The following is a 17637-nucleotide window of genomic DNA, read 5'->3' as shown; positions in this document are numbered from 1 at the left end:
CGATCTTGTATGGGCTGCTGATGGGCGCAGCTAAAGGGGGCGGGCCGGGTTCCGACGCGGGGTCCGTCAGTAGGAGAACGAGCGGTCCAGCGCCTCCAGCAGGCGGTCAATGTCCGGCAGGTAGTGTTCTTCGACCTTGGCCACGGGGTAGGGCATGTGGAACCCGCCCACGCGGAGCACGGGAGCTTCCAGGGAGAGGAACGCCCGCTCGGTCACCCGGGCGGCAATTTCTCCGCCGATGCCGCCGAAGGTGGGTGCCTCGTGCGTGACGATCAGCCGGCCGGTCTTCTTCACCGATTCGGTAACCGTGTCGAAGTCGATCGGCGAGATGGACCGCAGGTCCACCACCTCCACGGAACGGCCGTCCTCCTCCGCCGCGGCTGCGGCCGCCAGCGCCACCGGGACCAGCGGGCCGTAGGCGACGATGGTGGCATCGGTGCCTTCCCGCACGATGTGTGCGGAGAAGGGGTCCGACGTCGGCGCCGAGGTATCCACCTCGCCCTTGAGCCAGTACCGGCGCTTGGGTTCGAAGACGATCACCGGGTCCTTGCAGGCCACGGCCTGCTGGATCATCCAATAGGCGTCCTGCGGGTTCGACGGCGTAATGATGCGCAGCCCGGCCGTGTGCGCGAAGAGTGCTTCCGGCGATTCCGAGTGGTGCTCGATGGAACCGATGCCGCCGCCGTAGGGAATCCGGATGACCACCGGCGCGCTGAGCGCACCCTCGCTGCGGGAGTGCATTTTCGCCAGCTGGGTGGTGATCTGGTTAAAGCCGGGGAAAACGAAACCGTCGAACTGGATTTCACAGACAGGCAGGTAACCGCGCAGCGCCAGGCCGATGGCGGTACCGATGATCCCCGATTCAGCCAACGGCGTGTCCATCACCCGGTCCCGGCCGAAGTCCGCCAGCAGCCCTTCCGTGATCCGGTAGACCCCGCCGAGGGCGCCGATGTCCTCACCCATAAGCAGCGAGTTCGGGTGGCTTTCCAGCGCGGCGCGCAGTCCGGCGTTGATGGCCTTAGCCATGGTCATGGTGCTCATGCAGTCTGCTCCCGGGAAGCGGAGGTGGTGTCGGTGTCGGTGTCGGCGGCCGTGTCGGTGTCGGTGTCGGCGAAGCCGGCTTCGTACCGGCGATGGGCGTCCAGTTCCTCGCGTACCAACGGGTGTGCTTCGGCGTATACATCGGCGAAGGCGTCTTCGAAGCCGGGTGCCTCCATCTGCTGCACGTTCTCGCGCAGCCGGACGGCCATGTTGGCGCCTTCCTTCCGCAATTCGGCGAAGAAGGCATCGTCGGCCAGCCCCTGGCTGCGCAGGAACTTTTCCATCCGCAGCAGTGGATCCCGGTCCAGCCAGGCTTCCTCGTCCGCGCTGACCCGGTATTTGGTGGGGTCGTCCGCCGTCGTATGGGCACTCATGCGGTAGGTGAAGGCCTCGATGAGGACCGGACCGCCGCCCGACCGGGCGTGTTCCAGCGCCCAGCGGGTCACCGCGTGGACGGCCAGGACGTCGTTGCCGTCCACCCGTACTCCCGGGAAACCGTAGCCCTGCGCGCGGTTGGCCAGCGGGATCCTGGACTGGACCTCGGTGGGAACGGAAATGGCCCAGTGGTTGTTCTGGCAGAAGAACACCACCGGCGCGTTGTACGAGGCGGCGAACACCATGCCCTCGTGCACGTCGCCTTCGGAGCTCGCGCCGTCGCCGAAGTAGGCCACGGTGGCCGCCTCGGGGAGCTTCGGGTCCACGAGCCGGTCACGCGCCATACCCATCGCATAGCCGACGGCGTGAGGCACCTGTGCGGCCAGCACGAGCGTATAGAGGTGGAAGTTCGCTTCCCGCGGATCCCAGCCGCCATGGGAGATGCCGCGGAAACGGCGCAGCAGATGCGCCAGCTCCAGTCCGCGGGTATAGGCGACGCCGTGTTCCCGGTAGGTGGGGAACACATAGTCCTGGGGCAGCAGGGCACGGCCCGAACCGATCTGCGCACCTTCCTGGCCCGTGAGCGGCACCCACATCACCAGTTCGCCCTGGCGCTGAAGGGCCGTGGCCTCTTCGTCAAAGCGGCGCACCAGGAACATGTCCCGGTAGAACCCGCGCAGCTCCTCGGGACTCAGGTCCTGCACGTAGCTGCTGTAGGCCTCATCCTGCCGGAGCTCGCCGTCAATGGTGAGCAGCTGGACCATGTCCGGGACAGGGTTGTCCTCGGGAGCACCCATCAGGGATTGCTCAAGTCCGGCAGCGTTGAACTCGCTTGCCGGCAGGTGTCCTACGTCCATGCCTGCTCCTCGCCTGGACGGCAAAAGCCGCGCCCGCGCTAGAAATATGCCTCGTCGGGAATACATTCCCTGTTTTGCATATGTGTGGAAGTTACTTCCCACAGCCTAACGACGGCGCGGCTTTTGACCCTACTTAGGACCCGCTAGGAAACCCGCGGCCCTTTTGTATAGGTTGCACATAGCTCCAGGAACCGGGTGTTTGCCTCTTCCTCGCCGATGGTCACGCGCACACCCTCGGTTCCGAAGGCCCGCACCGCCAGGGCCTGCTGCTCTGCCATTGCTGCAAACTCGGGGGTGTTCTCGCCCAATTCCAACCACACGAAGTTTCCCTGGGCCGCCGGAATCTTCCATCCAAGGCCCTGCAGGCCCTCCACGACGCGGGTCCGTTCCGCGACCAGTCCTTGTATCCTCTCCACAAGTTGGTCGTGGTGGCGGAGGGACGCAATGGCTGCCTGTTCAGCGATGGTGGAGACCGCAAACGGGACGGCGGCCACGCGCAGGTGCTCCGTGATGTGCGGGTGGGATACCGAGTAGCCCACCCGCAGTCCTGCCAGCCCGGCACCCTTGGAGAACGTGCGAAGGACCACCACGTTGGGACGGTTGCGGTACATGTCGATGCCGTTGACGGCGGCCGGGTCACGCACGAAGTCTTCATACGCTTCGTCAATCACCACGATGATGTCGGACGGGACCCGGTCGAGGAAGGCCTCCACCTGTGCGGTGGTCAGGACCGGCCCGGTGGGGTTGTTCGGGGTGCACAGCAGAATGACCTTGGTGTTTTCGGTAATGGCCGCGGCCATTGCGTCGAGGTCGTGGGTCCCGTCTGCCTGCAGCGGAACCTGCACGCTTGCGGCTCCGGCCAGGCCCACGCTGATGGGGTACGCCTCGAAGGAACGCCAGGCATAGATGACCTCGTCGGCTGTTCCGTCCGGGTTCCGTCCGGCGAAGGTGGCCAGGAGTTGGTTCAGTGCCCCCAAGCTGCCTCCGCCGGTGACGATGTCTTCGGCGGGAATGTCCAGGAAGGCAGAGAGTTCGTTGCGCAGTTCCGTGGAAAGCGGGTCCGGGTAGCGGTTGACCGTGGCATGGTCATTGATCGCGTCCAGGACGGCGGGCAGCGGAGCGTAGGGGTTTTCGTTGGAGGAAAGCTTGTAGCTCTCCAGCCCATTGACGACCACCGGCGGCTTGCCCGCCTTGTACTGCGGCAGTTGGCCCACGATGGGCCGCGGGGAGATGCCGATGGCGGGAAGTACAGCTTCGTCGGTGTCATTCTCGGTAGTGGTCATGGCGTTAACAGTAATGGTCCGGCATCTGCCAGCATGGGTGCATGGTCACACTGTTTCTGCGGATTGTCCTGAACGCCATTGCCCTTTGGGTAGCCAGCTGGCTTCTTCCCGGCCTGACACTGACCTCGGAAACGGGCGGCATGACAGGAAACCCGACCCTGGACACGGTCCTGGCCTACCTTTTTGTCGGCTTGATCTTCGGTTTGGTCAACGCCCTGGTCCGCCCGATTGCGCAGGGCCTGACCCTGCCCCTGGCCATCCTGACGCTCGGGCTTTTCCGGATCATCATCAACGCCGCCATGCTCGAACTCACGGCATGGCTGAGCAGTTACACTCCCATCCGTTTCGAGGTGGATTCCTTCTTCTGGACGGCCATTTTCGGGGCGGTCATCATCAGTGTTGTTTCCATGGTGCTGGACACCGTGACCGGCGCGCGGGGGCGCAGCCGGCGCTAGCGGCCGACGCTAGCTGTATTCAGGCACCACGTTAGTTACATGGGTGATGGGCGTTTGCCGGCCTGGTTTTCTATGTTGTGACTTCGCTCTAACACTGCTGGAGGCAATGGCGTGATCAGATCTGGAAGCTGGATCGTACCTGCGAGTAACCACAGATTCTCCTTACTGGTATCGCCTCCTCCTGTCGATCAGGCTCGGCTTGTAGAGGCCTTCATGGCATCTCGAGGCCAACCCGAGCCTGATCCTCTCCAAGATTTGGGACTGCAGGTGGTCACGGGCATTTGGGGAGGGCCAGTGCTAATCAATCTGGAAGTATTGAGCGAGGCACCCACGTTGCTTACACATGATCATTGGGAAGATGTCGAGGAGACATCAGTCAAGCTCGGTGAAGGCACGCTCACTCTGGGTAATGACGAAGTCAGGTCGATAATGATCGGTTCACTGGAGAGTCAGGACCATCATCGGTACAGATTCCGTATCTACTCCTCCGGTCGGGACATCAACCGAGACCAAATAGTAGAGGAGCCCAGTGAACGCTACCTCCTCCAGTGCTGGCCGGAACCGTTGGGTCGACCTCCGTTAGTTTTTCGGAGCGGCTCATCGTACGGCGGCGGCAATTATGAACCTCGCAGTTTGACGGCGAAGATGCTCCACGACCCGCAAGTTGTGGAGAGCTTTGAGTGAAGACCTCTTAGTTTCGGGTGTGTAGTAACCACCAAATCCAAGAGGTCTTCACCTATTTGCCGTGTAACTAACGTGCTGTCTGAGTACAGCTAGCGGCCGGCACTACCGTCCGCAGCGCTCCGGCGGTCATCTGTTGGACGGGAGCCGGCTGAACGGCGGGGTAGGCGTTGAAACGTCCGCGGGTGCGGCTACCCGGGCAGGGGGACGTGCAGGCAGCGGTTCCCGCTCAAAGCGGTACAAGTGCCTGGTGGCCTGGCCCGCCCCCACCGCCAGGGACAGCGATCCCAGCGCGGTCCGCACCGAAGCATCGTCGCTGGCATCCGCGAGCGCCGCACCGTCGAGGTAGTTCTCCAGCCGGTGCGCCGGGCCCAGGCCGGCCGGCTCCCCTTCGGGGGTGGCAACCGGATCCGTCAGGGTCAGGGTGACCCGGTCCGGGGTATCCGGATTGGGCATGCTGTCTATCCCCGGGACCCAGTCCCGTTCGTGCTCCAGGTGCAGGGCCGGCACACCCGGCGGGAGGTTGGCCGTGCCGGTGGGGCTGCCGGCCGTCAGCACAAAGTCCACCTGATACTGGCTTCCGGTGGCGAGGAACGCTGCGACATTGGCGGCATGGTCTCCGCCCTGGCTGTATCCGGACAGCACCACGGAATCGCCGGCTTCCGCGTTAGCCTGCCGGAGTGCTTCCGCCACGGCAGCGGCAACATACTGGCTTTCGCGGCCCCGGGCCTCCCCCATTCCGGCGAGGTCAAACGGCACGGATCCCCCGTCGGAAAACCAGCCCTGCGTGCCCGGCAGGACGACGACAAAGGTGTTTTTGCCGCCCTCCCCAATACGGAGGACTTCGACCACTCCCGGATCGTTTTCGTCCTTGAGCACCTGCGACCGGGCGAGCAGGCCGGCCGCCGTTCCGTCCAGCCGGATGTTCTCCGGCTTCCCGGGAAGCGCGGTTACCGTCACGGGCCGCAGCTCCGTCACCCCTGCAGTCTTCAGCAGCGCCAGGGCCGCCAGCAGGGCCACTTCGTCAGCCACGGAACCCAATGCGGCCTCCATTTGGCCGCGGGTCGGCACCAGGGTTCCTCCGCTGGCTGGCGCTGCCGGCCAGGGGGACACCTCGCCGGCCCAGGGCATCCGCAGCTGCACCCGACCCTCGGTGGCGGCGTAGCTGCGGGCGCTCTCCCGCACACCCTCGGTGAGCTCCTCGAGCGCGGCCGCCGATCTCCGCAGGGCGAAAGACGCATCAAGCATCCGTGCCCGGACACGGTCCGCGGTCACGGATCCGCCTCCCCACGCTCCGGCCTCCAGCCACAGGCCATTGACCCGTTTCTCAAGGTTCCGCAGCATGGACGTAGTGGTTCCCAGCCGATCCGCCACCCGTGCAAGATCCTCCAACTGCACCAGAAGTCCGACCGAACCACCCCTCACTTGGAACGCCGGCTGATCGCGGAAGCTGTCCGCAGCCCCGATGGCACCCATCCCGATCAACCTCCCGCGATCATCGCGGCCGGGTCCTGTTGCAGATCTGCGGCGGCCGCCCGCAGCTGGTCCGCCACCCACGGCAGCTCCTGAACAGATGCCGCCAAGGCGTGCCGGAACGCATCTGCAGCAGGCGATACCCAGCGGACGCCCGCCGCCGCGGCCACTTCGTCCTCACGTTGGTCCGTTTCCCCGGCGCAGGACACCAACTGATGCGCGGTTTCCTGTGCATATGCGGCCGCAGCCATTTGATTCATGGGTTCCTCCGCTGTGCTCTTTCACATACCGTGTTTGTCGTGACCGCGCTTGTGCCCGCCCCACTCAAGCTAGGCACCACGGCCCGCCGCCGACGATGACCGGGCGCAGCGGTGGGGACTCCCCCTACCCGCCGCCTCCTACCGGAGGTTCTGTGGAGGAGATGTCATCCGACGTCGCCCTCCGGAAAGTCACACACCGGCTCCAACGCACCGGCATGAAAGAATTGCCGCATGGCCGAATCTGAATCCCGTGTATCCCTTGCCTCCGTGACTCCCGCCATCGCTCTGGGCCCCCTGGACGGCCGGTACCGCAGCACCGCAGCACCGCTGGTGGATTACCTGTCCGAAGCCGCCCTGAACCGCGACCGGACCCACGTGGAGGTGGAATGGCTGATCCACCTCACCAGCAACGCCGTCCTTCCCGGCACCGAGCCGCTGAGCGCCCAGCAGCAGCACCAGCTGCGCGAAATCGTCACCGGATTCGACGGCAATTCCGTCACGGAGCTCGGCGAAATCGAGAAGCGCACGGTTCACGACGTTAAAGCCGTGGAGTACTACATTGCGGACCGCCTGGCCGCTGCCGGCATTGAGGACCTCAAGGCACTGGTGCACTTCGGCTGCACCTCCGAAGACGTCAACAACCTCTCCTATGCCCTTGGCATCAAGGGCGCCGTAGAGAACGTCTGGCTCCCCGCCGCCCAGCACCTGGTGGACCAAATCGCTGCCATGGCCGAGGACACCCGCAGCATCCCCATGCTCTCGCGCACGCATGGACAGCCAGCCACCCCCACCACCCTGGGTAAAGAACTGGCGGTTACGGTACACCGCCTCTCCCGCCAGCTGCGCCGCATCCGAAACACTGAATTCCTGGGCAAGATCAACGGTGCCACCGGCACCTACGCAGCCCACTACGCGGCAGTGCCGCAGGCCGACTGGCAGCAGGTGGCACGCAGTTTCGTGGAGGGCCTGGGCCTGACCTGGAACCCGCTGACCACCCAGATTGAATCCCATGACTGGCAGGCCGAGCTCTACGCCGACATGGCCCGTTTCAACCGGATCCTGCACAACTTCTGCACCGATGTGTGGAGCTACATCTCCATCGGCTACTTCGCGCAGGTACCCGTGGAAGGCGCCACCGGCTCTTCCACCATGCCGCACAAGGTGAACCCGATCCGCTTCGAAAACGCCGAAGCCAACCTGGAAATCTCCAACGGACTGCTGGACACCCTGGGTTCCACCTTGGTGACCTCCCGCTGGCAGCGCGACCTGACTGACTCCTCTTCGCAGCGCAACATCGGCGTGGCGTTCGGCCACTCCCTCCTGGCCATCTCCAACGTGGCCAAGGGCCTGGAGCGCCTGGATGTGGCAGCGGACGTCCTCGCCGCCGACCTGGACACCAACTGGGAGGTGCTCGGCGAGGCGATCCAGATGGTGATGCGCGCTGAGGCGGTGGCCGGCACACCGGGCATGGAAAACCCGTACGAACGCCTGAAGGACCTCACCCGGGGACACCGGGTGGATGCCGCCCGGATGAAGGAGTTCATTGCCGGCCTTGGCCTTCCGGCCGAGGCGGAAGCCCGCCTGCAGGCGCTCACCCCGGGTAAGTACACGGGCATCGCGGAAGAGCTGGTGAACCACCTGTTGTAGCCCGGGCACGCGGCCAGGCCGCCGCACCCCACGGCACTGTCTGACACACGAGAAGGCACGATTTACCGTTTTCCAGCCGAAAACCGGTAAATCGTGCCTTTTCGTTTCCCCGGGGCGGACCTCCCCAGCGGGATCCGGCACCCCGGTCACACCAACAACCCTTGAATCCGCGACCGCTCACGATATATCGTGATGTTATGAAGCGCTTCTTTGAGACTCAGGTTGATGATCGTGCAACGACCAATGCGAACGTCTTCGGAAGGAGAAGGCCATGCATAAATTCCATCCCTTTGACACCCCGCAGGAGGCGGCCCAGGAGCCGAACCGCTGCCACCGCACCCCCGGAGGGCCAGCAGGTTTTGGCGGATTCGGGCCCGGCGGTCCCGGCGGGCTCGGCGGCTTTGGCCCGGGCGGCCCCCGCGGAGCAGGAGCCATGCCCGGCGGTATGCCGTGGCGGGGCCGCGGCAGGGGCCATCACGGTCCCGGCGGCCGCCGCGCAGGCCGCGGAGATGTCCGCGCGGCCGTCCTGCTGCTGCTCGCCGAGGAACCCATGCACGGTTACCAGCTCATCCAGGCGATCAGCGAACGCACCAATGGCCGCTGGCAGCCCAGCCCGGGCGCCATTTACCCCACGCTTTCACAGCTGGAGGACGAAGGCCTGGTCACCATAGAGGTCCGCGGCGGCCGCAAACTCGCCAGCCTCACCGAGGAAGGGCGGGGCGCCGCACAGGCCGAAACCGGGGATCCGTTCGGGGATTTCACCGGCGCCCACAGCGGCCCGGACCTGCGCGGCCTGCTGCATGAGCTGGCCGCCGCCACCCGCCAGGTGGGCATGGCCGGGGATCCCGGACAGGTAGCCGCTGCAGCCGCCCTGCTGGGCGAGACCCGGCGGGCCTTGTACCTGATCCTTGCCGGGGAAACGCCCGAAACAGATACTGACGAAACCGGCGATGCTCCCGGCACCCCCGGCGAACCCCGGGACGGAGCCCCGCCAGCGGCGGGAATAAACCACCCCGGCGGGCGGGGCACTGTGCCCGGCCCGCCGTCGCTTTCTCCACGGAGCTGGCTGCTAGTCCGCGGCAGCGAGCTGGCCGCAGGCGCCGTCGATCTCCTTGCCGCGGGTATCCCGGATGGTGGTGGGGATTCCGGCGTCGAGCAGGTGGTTGATGAATTCGGAGATGACCTCCGGCTCAGGGGAGGTCCAGATGGAGCCGGGCGTCGGGTTCAGCGGAATGGGGTTCACGTGCACCCAGCCGCGGCCGCGGGCGTTGAGCTTCTTGGCCAGCAGGTCCGCACGCCAGGCATGGTCATTCATGTCCTTGATCAGGGCATATTCAATGGACACCCGGCGGCCGGTGACGCGGTAGTAGTTGTACGCGGCGTCCAGCGCCTCATCCACCTTCCAGCGGCTGTTGACCGGGATCAGCTCATCGCGCAGCTCATCGTCCGGGGCGTGCAGGCTCAGCGCAAAGGTCACCGGGATGTTCTCCTCGGCGAGCTTCTTGATGGCCGGGACCAGGCCCACGGTGGATACCGTGATGTTGCGGGCGCTCATGCCCAGGCCCTCGGGGACCTCGGCGGCCATGCGGTGCACGGCGTTCATCACGCGCTTGTAGTTGGCCAGCGGCTCACCCATGCCCATGAACACGATGTTGGTGACGCGCTCGGCGTCGTGGCCGCCGTCGCGCCGCTTGCCGCCCAGGCCGCCTTCCTTGATTACCCGGTTGGCCTGGACAATCTGGTCCAGGATTTCCGCGGTGGACATGTTCCGGGTCAGGCCGGCCTGGCCGGTGGCGCAGAACGGGCAGTTCATGCCGCAGCCGCACTGGCTGGACACGCACAGGGTGATCCGGCCGGGGTAGCGCATCAGCACCGACTCCACCAGGGAACCGTCGAAGAGCCGCCAAAGGAACTTGATGGTGTCCCCGTTGTCCGTGGTCAGGCGTTTGACCTCGGTGAGCAGCGGAGGGAACATCTCCGCGGCGATCTCGGCCCGGCGTTCCTTGGGCAGGTCGCTCATGGCCTCGGGGTCGGTGGTGTAGTGCTGGAAGTAGTGCACCGAGAGCTGCTTGGCGCGGAAGCCGGGCAGGCCCAGGGACTTCACCTTCTCCTGACGCTCGGCCAGCGTCATGTCGGCCAGATGCGCCGGCGGCTGGGATACGCGCGGCGACTTGAACTGCAGCAGCGGGCGGCCGTCCGGTTCCTTGGCCTGTTCCCAACCCTCCGTGGCAGGGCGGACCTGGGGTCCGGTGGCGGTGGGAAGCGCGCGGGCGGGGCGCTGCTTTTTTGCGGGGGGAATTTCGAGGCTTGACATCGCCACTATTCTCGCACGGTTCGCACGCCCGGAACATTCCTTTTGCCCGTCAGCCACATCACGGAAACACGATGGAAACCCGCTGCTCCTAGCGTGGGGGCATACCCCTTGGCCGCTGGAGGCAGCATGTCGGATTTGCGACCCTTTTCCGGATTCCGTCCCTACTCGACCCCGCACCTGCGGATCCGCGAAGTGCCCTGGACCAACCCGGTGGGCGCGGACCTGCGCGAAGCCCAGCAGGCCGAGCTGGATGCCCGCTACGGCAGCACCGCCCACGATCCGCACCCGCCCGGAGCCGCGGATTCGGCCGTGTTCCTGGTGGCCTACGAGCGGAGCACCGGGCAACCGCTGGGCTGCGGCGGGCTGCGGCGCGTGGATTCCGTGACCGCGGAAATCAAGCGGGTGTACGTCCTGCCCTATGCCCGCGGTTCAGGAGTGGCGACGGCGGTCCTCGCGGCCCTGGAGGCACGCGCCAAGCAGATGGGCTACGCCGTCCTGACGGCCGAAGCCGGATCCGCCCAGCCGGACGGCCGCCGCTTCTACGAAAACGGAGGCTACAAAGTCGTGCCGAACTTTGGCGCCTACCTGGGCTCGGACGGTTCCACCTGCTACTCCAAGACCATCGGCGCGGCGGTGCCGTTCTGACCTGCGGTGAAGTCCCGCCGGTGCCTTAGTAGTCCACTCGTCCGGCGGCAGCGGTCCAGGCATCGAAGGGCGCCGTGGCCGGAACGCCGTCCACTGCCAGCTGGTTCACCTGCATGGTGCGGCGCTCCAGCGGCGTTTCGAAGTATTCGTAGAACGCGGCGTCGTCGAAACCCGCGGTGGCGGCGTCGTGCCGGTCGGCGGCGAAGACCACCCGGTCCACCCGCGCCCACAGCGCCGAGGCCAGGCACATGGGGCACGGCTCGCAGCTGGTGTACAGCACGGCCCCGGTGAGGTCGAACGTGCCCAGGGTGGCACAGGCATTGCGGATGGCGGTGACTTCGGCATGCGCGGTCGGATCATTGTTGGCCGTCACCCGGTTTACGCCCTCAAAGGCTGCCCCCTCGGCGGTGACGACGACGGCGCCGAACGGACCGCCGTCGTCGGCTACGTTCGCGGTGGCCAAGCTAATGGCCCGGGACAGGTAGACGTCGTCGGTGGTCAAGTCATCCGTGCTCATGTGGCTTCTCCCGTGGGTCCTGATGCAGTGTCGATGCAGGTATGCCAGGTAGATAACCGGAGATGCCGGCCCGCCTTCGCAGCTGCGAGATTAGCAGTTTTCCGGGCGGCAGCGAATATGGGCGGCGTCACGAACGGACATCCGTTTCCCGTGCGGGCCGGGCGGGGGCCTGCACGGCTTCCTCCGGACCGCCTCCTTCAGCTGCCACTGCCTGCCGCTCCCAGCGTGAACCCGGACCTTCCCCGGCTGCTTCGTCCCCCGGGTTGAAGATTCCGCAGCGGTCCAGGGACAGGCAGCCGCACCCGATGCAGGTGTCGAGGGATCTCTGCAGTGTCTGCAGTCCGCGGATCCGCGCAGCCACCAAAGCCGACCAGTCCGCGCTCATGGCGGCCCACTCCGCGCGGCTCGGAGCCCGGTCCGGGGGCAGCACTGACAGGGCGTCGCCCACTTCCTGCAGCGTCAGGCCCATCCGCTGGCCGGCGGAGATGACGGCCAGCCGGCGCAGCACGTGGCGCGGAAACTGCCGCTGGTTCGTGCTGGAGCGGAAGGAACGGATCAACCCGCGCTCTTCGTAATAACGGACCGTTGGCACGGAAAGGCCGGCACGTGCGGCCACCTCGCCGATGGCGAGCAGATTGCGCGGGGTGGGTTGGTTCACGGACCCAGTGTTGCAGTGCTCCGCCCCCGACCTGCCAACTGTGACGCGTATTTGACCTCAAGGGCACTTGAGCAGGTTTGCTCGGACCCATGGCCGCCATCCGGGCGGCCCGGAGAAAGGACCGCACATGTTCCGCAGGCAGGCAGCACGGGAAACACTGGAGAACCGCCGGAACCTACCGGGATACGGCCCGGGGCCGGTTCTTGGGCAGCGGCGGAGTCCGGAGAACGCCGGCGCTGTCCTGGCGGCAATGCTGCCCGAGTACGCGTTCTTGCGCTGATTTTTTCCTTCGGCGGGGTCGGTCTTTCCGTTCCCCCGGACGGGGCTTTCGGCTACCCGTTGTCACGGCCTTCGGCCGGTGGGAACGTAAAAAGTACCCGCCCCGAAAGGACCAGCCATGGAACGCATGATTTTCCCCAACCTCCCCGTCGCGGACCTGAAAACCGCGGAGAACTTCTACCTGGGCCTCGGCTTCACCAAGGACCCGCAATTCAGCAATGACCAGGGCACCGCCATGGTCATATCGGACAGCATTGTGGTGATGCTGCTGCAGCAGGATTTCTACCAGGGGTTCCTGCCGCAGGGCGACACACCGCACCTCGCTTCCTCCGGCAAGGAAGTGCTGAACTGCCTCAGCTGCGACAGCCGCGACGAAGTCGACCGCTTCCTGTCCGCCTGCCGGACGGGCGGCGGCGCTGTTTACGCCCCGGCGGAGGAACGGATGCCGGGCATGTACAGCGGCTCCGCCACGGACCCGGACGGCCACGTCTGGGAGTTCCTGTGGATGGACCCGGCCAACGTCGAGGAGCCCGAGCGGACGTTCGAGGTCTCCTCCAACGCAACCGTGCAGGAACAGAACCAGGCCCTGTAAGCAACGGGTCCCCCAACCGGTGTCCCCTACTTGACGGCGCCCATCGACAGTCCTCGCACCAGCTGTTTCTGCGCCACCCACCCGGCCAGGACCACCGGCAGCGACGCCAGGACGGAAGCGGCCGAGAGCTGCGCCAGGAACAGTCCCTCACTGGTCATCTGGGACACCAGGAACACCGGGACTGTGGCGGACTTCCCGGCGGTCAGGATCAGGGCGAAAAAGAACTCGTTCCAGGCGAATATCACGCAGATGAGCGCGGTGGCCGCCAGCCCGGGCGCGACCATGGGCATGAGCACCCGCCACAGCGTTTTCATCAAGCCGGCACCATCCATCTGCGCCGCCTCCAGCACTTCGCCGGGGACTTCCAGGAAGAACGAGCGCATCATCCATACCGCAATGGGCAGGTTCATGGAGGTGTACAGGACCACCAGGGTCCACACGTTGTCCAGCACCTTCAGCTGCCCGGCAATGACGTAGATGGGCATAATCACGGCTACCACCGGCAGCATGCGGGTAGAGATGAAGAAGAACAGCACATCGGATGTCTTTTTCACCGGCCGGATACTCACCGCGTAGGAGGCCGGGACCGCCAGCGCGATCACCAGGATGGTGGAGACCCCGGTAGCGATGGCCGAGTTGGCAAAGTAGCTGCCGGCCCCGCCCGACAGCACCGCCCGGTACTGGTCCAGGGTGGGCGCGAAAAAGAAGACCGGAGGCGACGACGCCGCAGCGGACTCCTGCTTGAAGGAGGTCAGCACCATCCACAGCACCGGGGAGAAGAAGATCAGTGCCAGCACCCAGGTGACGGTGGTGAGGATTGGGCCGGAATTGAACCGGCGGACCGGCTTGCGGACGGTTCGCCCGGAGGGGGCCGGCGTTTCCTTGCCGGCGGGAGTGGGGGCAGCAGTCTGGGTAGCCACGTCGTTAGTCCTTTACGTCGAAGCTTCGGAAGATCAGGCGCAGCGCGAGGGTGGCAACAACCATGGTTGCAATGACCACCACCACGCCCATTGCGGCGGCCTGGCCGACGTCGAAGCCCAGGAACGCGCGCTGGTAAATGTAGAACGGCAGGTTGGCGCTTGCCGTACCCGGCCCGCCTGCGGTCATCAGGTAGATCTGGTCGAAGGTGTTCACCACGTAAATGGCCCCGAGCAGGACGCCCAGTTCGATATACCGGCGCAGCTGGGGAAGGGTGACCGACACGAAGGTCCGCCACCAGCCGGCACCGTCCACCTGCGCTGCTTCGAGCACGTCCTTTGACTGTGCCTGCAGGCCGGAGAGGACCAGCAGCATCATAAACGGGGTCCATTGCCACACCAGCGCCATGAGGATGGAGACGATGGGGTGCTGCGATGTCCAGTCCACCGGCGGGATTCCCACCAGCCCGATCAACCAGTTCAGGAGGCCGTAGCTGGGGTTGAGGATGGAAATGGACCACAGCAGCGAGCTGGCCACCGGCATGATCAGGAACGGGGTGATCAGCAGCGTGCGCACAATCCCGCGGCCGGGAAAGGAGCGGTCCAGCAGCAGCGCAAAGACAATCCCCAGCAGCATTGCGAAAAGCACGCAGCCGACCGTGAAGATGACACTGTTCAGGGCCGCGCCGCGGAACGTGGAATCGGAGAAGATGTCCACGTAGTTGGACAACCCGACAAACTTGTTGCCCTGCGGACGCAGCAGGTTCCAGTTCTGGAGCGAATACCAGAGAGTAAACAGGAACGGGATCTGGGTGACGATCAGGGTGAAGATCAGCGCCGGAAGCAGCGGCAGCCGCCGCCGCCATCCTTCCGCCGATGACATTCCGCCGCCCTGCCGCTCCTCGGCGGCCTTCCGCGCCCGGACCTGCTGGCGGGCTACCAAGGTGGACATCAGCCGCCTCCGTCCTGGTAGCCCTCGGCCACCGTCTCTGCGTAGCTCTGGGACTGCTCAAGTGCTTCCTGCACCGTTTGCTGGCCGGCAATCGCAGCCGAAATCTGCTGGGCCACCCGTGTGCCCAGGTCCTGGAATTCGGGGATGCCGACAAACTGCAGGCCCGTGTAGGGCACCCCCTGGTTCATGCTGTTTTCCTGCGACGCACCCGCCATGGCGTTGAGGGTGGGCTCCGCATAGGCCTCGGCAATCTCGGCGTATTCGGGGATCTCGTAGGTGGAAAGCCGGCTGCCCGGCGGCACCCGCTCCCAGCCGATCTCGTTGCCGACCAGCTTGATGTAGTCCTTATTGGTCATCCAGGACACAAAATCCCAGGCGGCGTCCTTCTGCTCACTGGTCGAAGGAATGGCAAGCGACCAGCTGTACAGCCAGCCGGCGGAGTCCGTTTCCTGGACAGGTGCTGGCGCGTAGCCGGTTTTGCCCACCACCAGTGACGACGAAGGGTCCTCGATAGCGGAAACCATGGCGGTGGCGTCGTACCACATGGCGGTGTTGCCCTGGCTGTACAGGGTCAGGCAGTCCCCGTAGCCGCTGGTGGCCGGTCCGGCCTGCCCGTAGTTCTGCACCAGGTCCACATAATCCGTCACCGCCGCCTCGACCTCAGGGGAGTCCAGGGTGGCGTTCCAGTCCTCGTCGAACCAGCGCCCGCCGTAGGTGTTGATCATGGTGTCCAGCGGGGCCATCACCTCGCCCCAGCCGGCCAGGCCGCGCAGGCACACGCCGCTCATGTCGGCGTCCGGGTCATCCAAAGTTTCGGCGAATCCGCGGATGTCGTCCCAGGTGGGCTGCTCCGGCATGGTCAGTCCGGCTTCTTCAAACAGGTCCTGGCGGTAGGCCACAAAGGAGGACTCACCGTAGAACGGAACCGAATAAAGGTCCCCCTCGTAGCTGAGCGCCTCGCGAATGTTCGGCACAAAGTCCTCGGGGTCATACCCCTCGGTGGAATCCGCGTAATCCTGCAGGTTGGTGATCCACCCGTTTTCCGCCCACATGGGCGTTTCGTAATTGGAGATCATCACGACGTCGAATTCCCCGCCCTGAGTCGCCACGGAGGCGGTGATCTTTGCCCGGGCCTCGTTTTCCGGAAGGGATACAAAACTGACATCGATATCCGGATACTGGGCCTTGAATTCATTCTGGAGCGAGATGGCGTCCTGCATCTGCGGGTTCGACACGATAGCCACGACAATTTCCTTGTTGCCCCCGGCGTCCGCGTCGCCGCCGCAGCCGGTGAGCACCAGGCCCGTCACGGCGGCGCAGGCCATAAGCTGCCGGAGCCGGAACTGTTCCCTGCGGCCGGTCCGCCTGCTGGGTGGGAATCCCATATGGTCACCTTTGCTCATTTGAGATATCGGTACCGCTGCGTAGGCCGTGACACTACGTCCAGAGCTCCCGTCCGGGCAAGGCTCCGGACCCGGAAAAAGGAAAAGAATAATCAGCTACGCGGAAACGTAAGTATTCATCACCACTTCGACGGCGCAGTCGAGCGTTTCGGAAGTCAGCCGGACGGTAATACCCGATATGTCCGCCAGGGAAGACAGATGGGTCCCGCCGCAGGGCATGCTGACCGTTCCGTCGGGAAGTTCGCATACCCAGCGCCGCATTCCGGTGAGCAGCTCCGATTCCCGGTCAATGCGCACCTTCGCTCCGGACGCTGTCCACGCCGCAAGGGCCGCATTCACGCCGGCCTCAACGGCAGCCATGTCCGCCAGCAGAGCCTCAGACTGGAAACCTTTGCGGCGCAGCGACTTCCCCAGCCGGTACACGTCCCGCGAGCCGAATTCCCTGATGGCAGTGGTTTCAACAGCCAGCGCGTCGAAGTTCGGGTTGCCGGCGGCGTCGGGCTGGACGTCCTTCTTCCACCCGTGGGCCAGCTGCCGGTTCAGGGCCAGGGACGCCAGGTGGCAGGCGGTATGTCCGGCGGAGATCCCCGCCCGGTAGCCTTCATCGACCCGGAACCGAACCTCGGCGCCTTCGGCGAGGACGGTCCCGGCGGGCAGGATGTGCACCACCGTAAAAGCCCACCCCTCCGTGCCTTTCCGGACCGGAATATCCCGCCCCAGGAACAGTGTGCTGCCGTCGGTGGCGCCCACAATGCAGTCGGCCACCGGTACCTCGGTACCCTCCGGCGTCGTCAGCGTTGCCCGGTCCGGTCCCTGGTCCGGCCATCCCGCATCCACCGGATGCACGGGTGTGGCATCCACCAGGACCGCCAGCCGCCCGTCCGGGAGGGTCTCGGTGTGCAGAACCGTTCCGGCGCCGGTGAGGGCGCCTGCAGGGTAGGTGACGGCGGTATCAGCGGTAGGCATAGTCATCGGCCCACCCTACCGAAGCGGACCGGCCGCAAATGTGAACAGGAGCACAGGATTACGCGGCAGGGAGAATGTGCGGTAAAGTCATAACCACGCCGCGGGGTGGAGCAGTTCGGTAGCTCGCTGGGCTCATAACCCAGAGGTCGCAAGTTCAAATCTTGCCCCCGCAACCAATAAAAAGATCCCGATCCGGATTCCCGGATCGGGATCTTTTGTGTTTGGCCAGCCGCGGGGGGCGGACTGCCCCCCCTGGGATAGCGGATCCCCGGCACTGGGGTCTCGGTCCACCCACCGTTGGCAGCGCCTTTTGGTTGTTCCA

General features: G+C 65.4%; 17 protein-coding genes, 1 tRNA gene and 1 pseudogene. 6 read left to right on the top strand and 13 right to left on the bottom strand.

Annotated features, from left to right (window positions below):
- Positions 1–66 precede the first annotated feature (66 nt).
- The 3 genes from QNN98_RS01790 to QNN98_RS01780 all read right to left on the bottom strand — a co-directional run bounded on the left by QNN98_RS01790 (position 67) and on the right by QNN98_RS01780 (position 3556).
- On the bottom strand, positions 67–1041 hold the full coding sequence (locus tag QNN98_RS01790; protein ID WP_227912134.1) for an alpha-ketoacid dehydrogenase subunit beta: 975 nt from the start codon (positions 1039–1041) through the stop codon (positions 67–69).
- Positions 1038–2273: a pyruvate dehydrogenase (acetyl-transferring) E1 component subunit alpha gene (gene pdhA, locus QNN98_RS01785; protein ID WP_283996057.1), complete on the bottom strand. Its 1236-nt coding sequence runs from the start codon at positions 2271–2273 to the stop codon at positions 1038–1040. Before pdhA ends, QNN98_RS01790 begins: the two co-directional genes overlap by 4 nt.
- A gap of 143 nt (positions 2274–2416) precedes the next feature.
- Entirely contained in the window at positions 2417–3556 is a 1140-nt protein-coding gene (locus tag QNN98_RS01780) for a histidinol-phosphate transaminase (protein ID WP_283996056.1), read from the bottom strand.
- Positions 3557–3597: 41 nt separating this feature from the next.
- On the opposite strand from QNN98_RS01780, the gene QNN98_RS01775 reads away from it, so the two are divergent.
- Positions 3598–4011, top strand: coding sequence for a phage holin family protein (locus tag QNN98_RS01775; protein WP_227925824.1), 414 nt, complete (start codon positions 3598–3600; stop codon positions 4009–4011).
- An 810-nt stretch (positions 4012–4821) separates the two neighbouring features.
- Here QNN98_RS01775 and QNN98_RS01770 read toward each other — a convergent pair.
- Positions 4822–6168: a hypothetical protein gene (locus tag QNN98_RS01770; protein ID WP_283996055.1), complete on the bottom strand. Its 1347-nt coding sequence runs from the start codon at positions 6166–6168 to the stop codon at positions 4822–4824.
- Between the two features lie 5 nt (positions 6169–6173).
- A complete protein-coding gene (locus QNN98_RS01765; protein ID WP_227912139.1) occupies positions 6174–6425 on the bottom strand; it encodes a hypothetical protein in 252 nt (83 codons plus the stop codon).
- 231 nt (positions 6426–6656) lie between these two features.
- Here QNN98_RS01765 and purB point away from each other — a divergent pair, with 231 nt between their 5' ends.
- Both purB and QNN98_RS16420 read left to right on the top strand, forming a co-directional pair.
- Positions 6657–8072 carry an adenylosuccinate lyase gene (gene purB, locus QNN98_RS01760; protein ID WP_227912140.1) on the top strand — a complete coding sequence of 472 codons (1416 nt, stop codon included), beginning with the start codon at positions 6657–6659 and terminating at the stop codon, positions 8070–8072.
- Between the two features lie 271 nt (positions 8073–8343).
- Positions 8344–8739, top strand: a pseudogene (locus QNN98_RS16420) (PadR family transcriptional regulator); the annotation flags it as partial.
- Here the strand turns inward: QNN98_RS16420 and QNN98_RS01750 are convergent.
- A complete protein-coding gene (locus tag QNN98_RS01750) occupies positions 8710–9084 on the bottom strand; it encodes a hypothetical protein (protein WP_283996054.1) in 375 nt (124 codons plus the stop codon). The pseudogene QNN98_RS16420 and the gene QNN98_RS01750 overlap by 30 nt on opposite strands.
- Positions 9085–9141: 57 nt before the next feature.
- Positions 9142–10386, bottom strand: coding sequence for a dual-specificity RNA methyltransferase RlmN (gene rlmN, locus QNN98_RS01745; RefSeq protein WP_229958410.1), 1245 nt, complete (start codon positions 10384–10386; stop codon positions 9142–9144).
- A 126-nt stretch (positions 10387–10512) separates the two neighbouring features.
- Here rlmN and QNN98_RS01740 point away from each other — a divergent pair, with 126 nt between their 5' ends.
- Positions 10513–11031 (top strand): GNAT family N-acetyltransferase, encoded by a 519-nt coding sequence (locus QNN98_RS01740; protein WP_227912143.1) that lies wholly within the window; start codon positions 10513–10515, stop codon positions 11029–11031.
- Positions 11032–11056: 25 nt separating this feature from the next.
- Here the strand turns inward: QNN98_RS01740 and QNN98_RS01735 are convergent, their stop codons facing one another.
- Both QNN98_RS01735 and soxR read right to left on the bottom strand, forming a co-directional pair.
- Positions 11057–11548, bottom strand: a complete 492-nt coding sequence (locus tag QNN98_RS01735) for a nucleoside deaminase (RefSeq protein ID WP_283996053.1) — start codon at positions 11546–11548, stop codon at positions 11057–11059.
- A gap of 127 nt (positions 11549–11675) precedes the next feature.
- On the bottom strand, positions 11676–12206 hold the full coding sequence (gene soxR, locus QNN98_RS01730) for a redox-sensitive transcriptional activator SoxR (RefSeq protein WP_283996052.1): 531 nt from the start codon (positions 12204–12206) through the stop codon (positions 11676–11678).
- Between the two features lie 397 nt (positions 12207–12603).
- Between soxR and QNN98_RS01725 the strand changes: the two genes are divergently transcribed.
- Positions 12604–13077 (top strand): VOC family protein, encoded by a 474-nt coding sequence (locus QNN98_RS01725; RefSeq protein WP_283996051.1) that lies wholly within the window; start codon positions 12604–12606, stop codon positions 13075–13077.
- A 26-nt stretch (positions 13078–13103) separates the two neighbouring features.
- On the opposite strand, the gene QNN98_RS01720 is transcribed toward QNN98_RS01725, so the two are convergent.
- From QNN98_RS01720 to QNN98_RS01705, 4 genes are all read right to left on the bottom strand, one after another.
- The gene (locus tag QNN98_RS01720) at positions 13104–13895 is read right to left on the bottom strand and encodes a carbohydrate ABC transporter permease (protein WP_227912414.1); all 792 of its coding nucleotides are present in this window, start codon (positions 13893–13895) and stop codon (positions 13104–13106) included.
- A gap of 106 nt (positions 13896–14001) precedes the next feature.
- The gene (locus tag QNN98_RS01715) at positions 14002–14946 is read right to left on the bottom strand and encodes a carbohydrate ABC transporter permease (RefSeq protein WP_442860149.1); all 945 of its coding nucleotides are present in this window, start codon (positions 14944–14946) and stop codon (positions 14002–14004) included.
- The gene (locus QNN98_RS01710; RefSeq protein WP_442860308.1) at positions 14946–16331 is read right to left on the bottom strand and encodes an ABC transporter substrate-binding protein; all 1386 of its coding nucleotides are present in this window, start codon (positions 16329–16331) and stop codon (positions 14946–14948) included. The genes QNN98_RS01715 and QNN98_RS01710 overlap by 1 nt, the downstream gene beginning before the upstream one ends.
- 114 nt (positions 16332–16445) lie before the next feature.
- The gene (locus QNN98_RS01705) at positions 16446–17321 is read right to left on the bottom strand and encodes an alanyl-tRNA editing protein (RefSeq protein ID WP_283996050.1); all 876 of its coding nucleotides are present in this window, start codon (positions 17319–17321) and stop codon (positions 16446–16448) included.
- Between the two features lie 93 nt (positions 17322–17414).
- On the opposite strand from QNN98_RS01705, the gene QNN98_RS01700 reads away from it, so the two are divergent.
- Positions 17415–17491, top strand: a tRNA-Met gene (locus tag QNN98_RS01700).
- The last annotated feature ends 146 nt before the right edge of the window (positions 17492–17637 follow it).

The organism is Arthrobacter sp. zg-Y1143, from assembly GCF_030125565.1.
Classification (GTDB): domain Bacteria; phylum Actinomycetota; class Actinomycetes; order Actinomycetales; family Micrococcaceae; genus Arthrobacter_B.
The sequence above is the reverse complement of the archived record's forward strand: the minus strand, read 5'-3'. Positions and strand labels throughout refer to the sequence as shown.

Bases quoted from the DNA above. Each gene is read 5' to 3' on its own strand.
- QNN98_RS01790 (WP_227912134.1), bottom strand. From the start codon at position 1,041: ATGAGCACCATGACCATGGCTAAGGCCATCAACGCCGGACTGCGCGCC.
- pdhA (WP_283996057.1), bottom strand. From the start codon at position 2,273: ATGGACGTAGGACACCTGCCGGCAAGCGAGTTCAACGCTGCCGGACTT.
- QNN98_RS01780 (WP_283996056.1), bottom strand. From the start codon at position 3,556: ATGACCACTACCGAGAATGACACCGACGAAGCTGTACTTCCCGCCATC.
- QNN98_RS01775 (WP_227925824.1), top strand. From the start codon at position 3,598: ATGGTCACACTGTTTCTGCGGATTGTCCTGAACGCCATTGCCCTTTGG.
- QNN98_RS01770 (WP_283996055.1), bottom strand. From the start codon at position 6,168: ATGGGTGCCATCGGGGCTGCGGACAGCTTCCGCGATCAGCCGGCGTTC.
- QNN98_RS01765 (WP_227912139.1), bottom strand. From the start codon at position 6,425: ATGAATCAAATGGCTGCGGCCGCATATGCACAGGAAACCGCGCATCAG.
- purB (WP_227912140.1), top strand. From the start codon at position 6,657: ATGGCCGAATCTGAATCCCGTGTATCCCTTGCCTCCGTGACTCCCGCC.
- rlmN (WP_229958410.1), bottom strand. From the start codon at position 10,386: ATGTCAAGCCTCGAAATTCCCCCCGCAAAAAAGCAGCGCCCCGCCCGC.
- QNN98_RS01740 (WP_227912143.1), top strand. From the start codon at position 10,513: ATGTCGGATTTGCGACCCTTTTCCGGATTCCGTCCCTACTCGACCCCG.
- QNN98_RS01735 (WP_283996053.1), bottom strand. From the start codon at position 11,548: ATGAGCACGGATGACTTGACCACCGACGACGTCTACCTGTCCCGGGCC.
- QNN98_RS01725 (WP_283996051.1), top strand. From the start codon at position 12,604: ATGGAACGCATGATTTTCCCCAACCTCCCCGTCGCGGACCTGAAAACC.
- QNN98_RS01715 (WP_442860149.1), bottom strand. From the start codon at position 14,946: ATGTCCACCTTGGTAGCCCGCCAGCAGGTCCGGGCGCGGAAGGCCGCC.
- QNN98_RS01710 (WP_442860308.1), bottom strand. From the start codon at position 16,331: ATGGGATTCCCACCCAGCAGGCGGACCGGCCGCAGGGAACAGTTCCGG.
- QNN98_RS01705 (WP_283996050.1), bottom strand. From the start codon at position 17,321: ATGACTATGCCTACCGCTGATACCGCCGTCACCTACCCTGCAGGCGCC.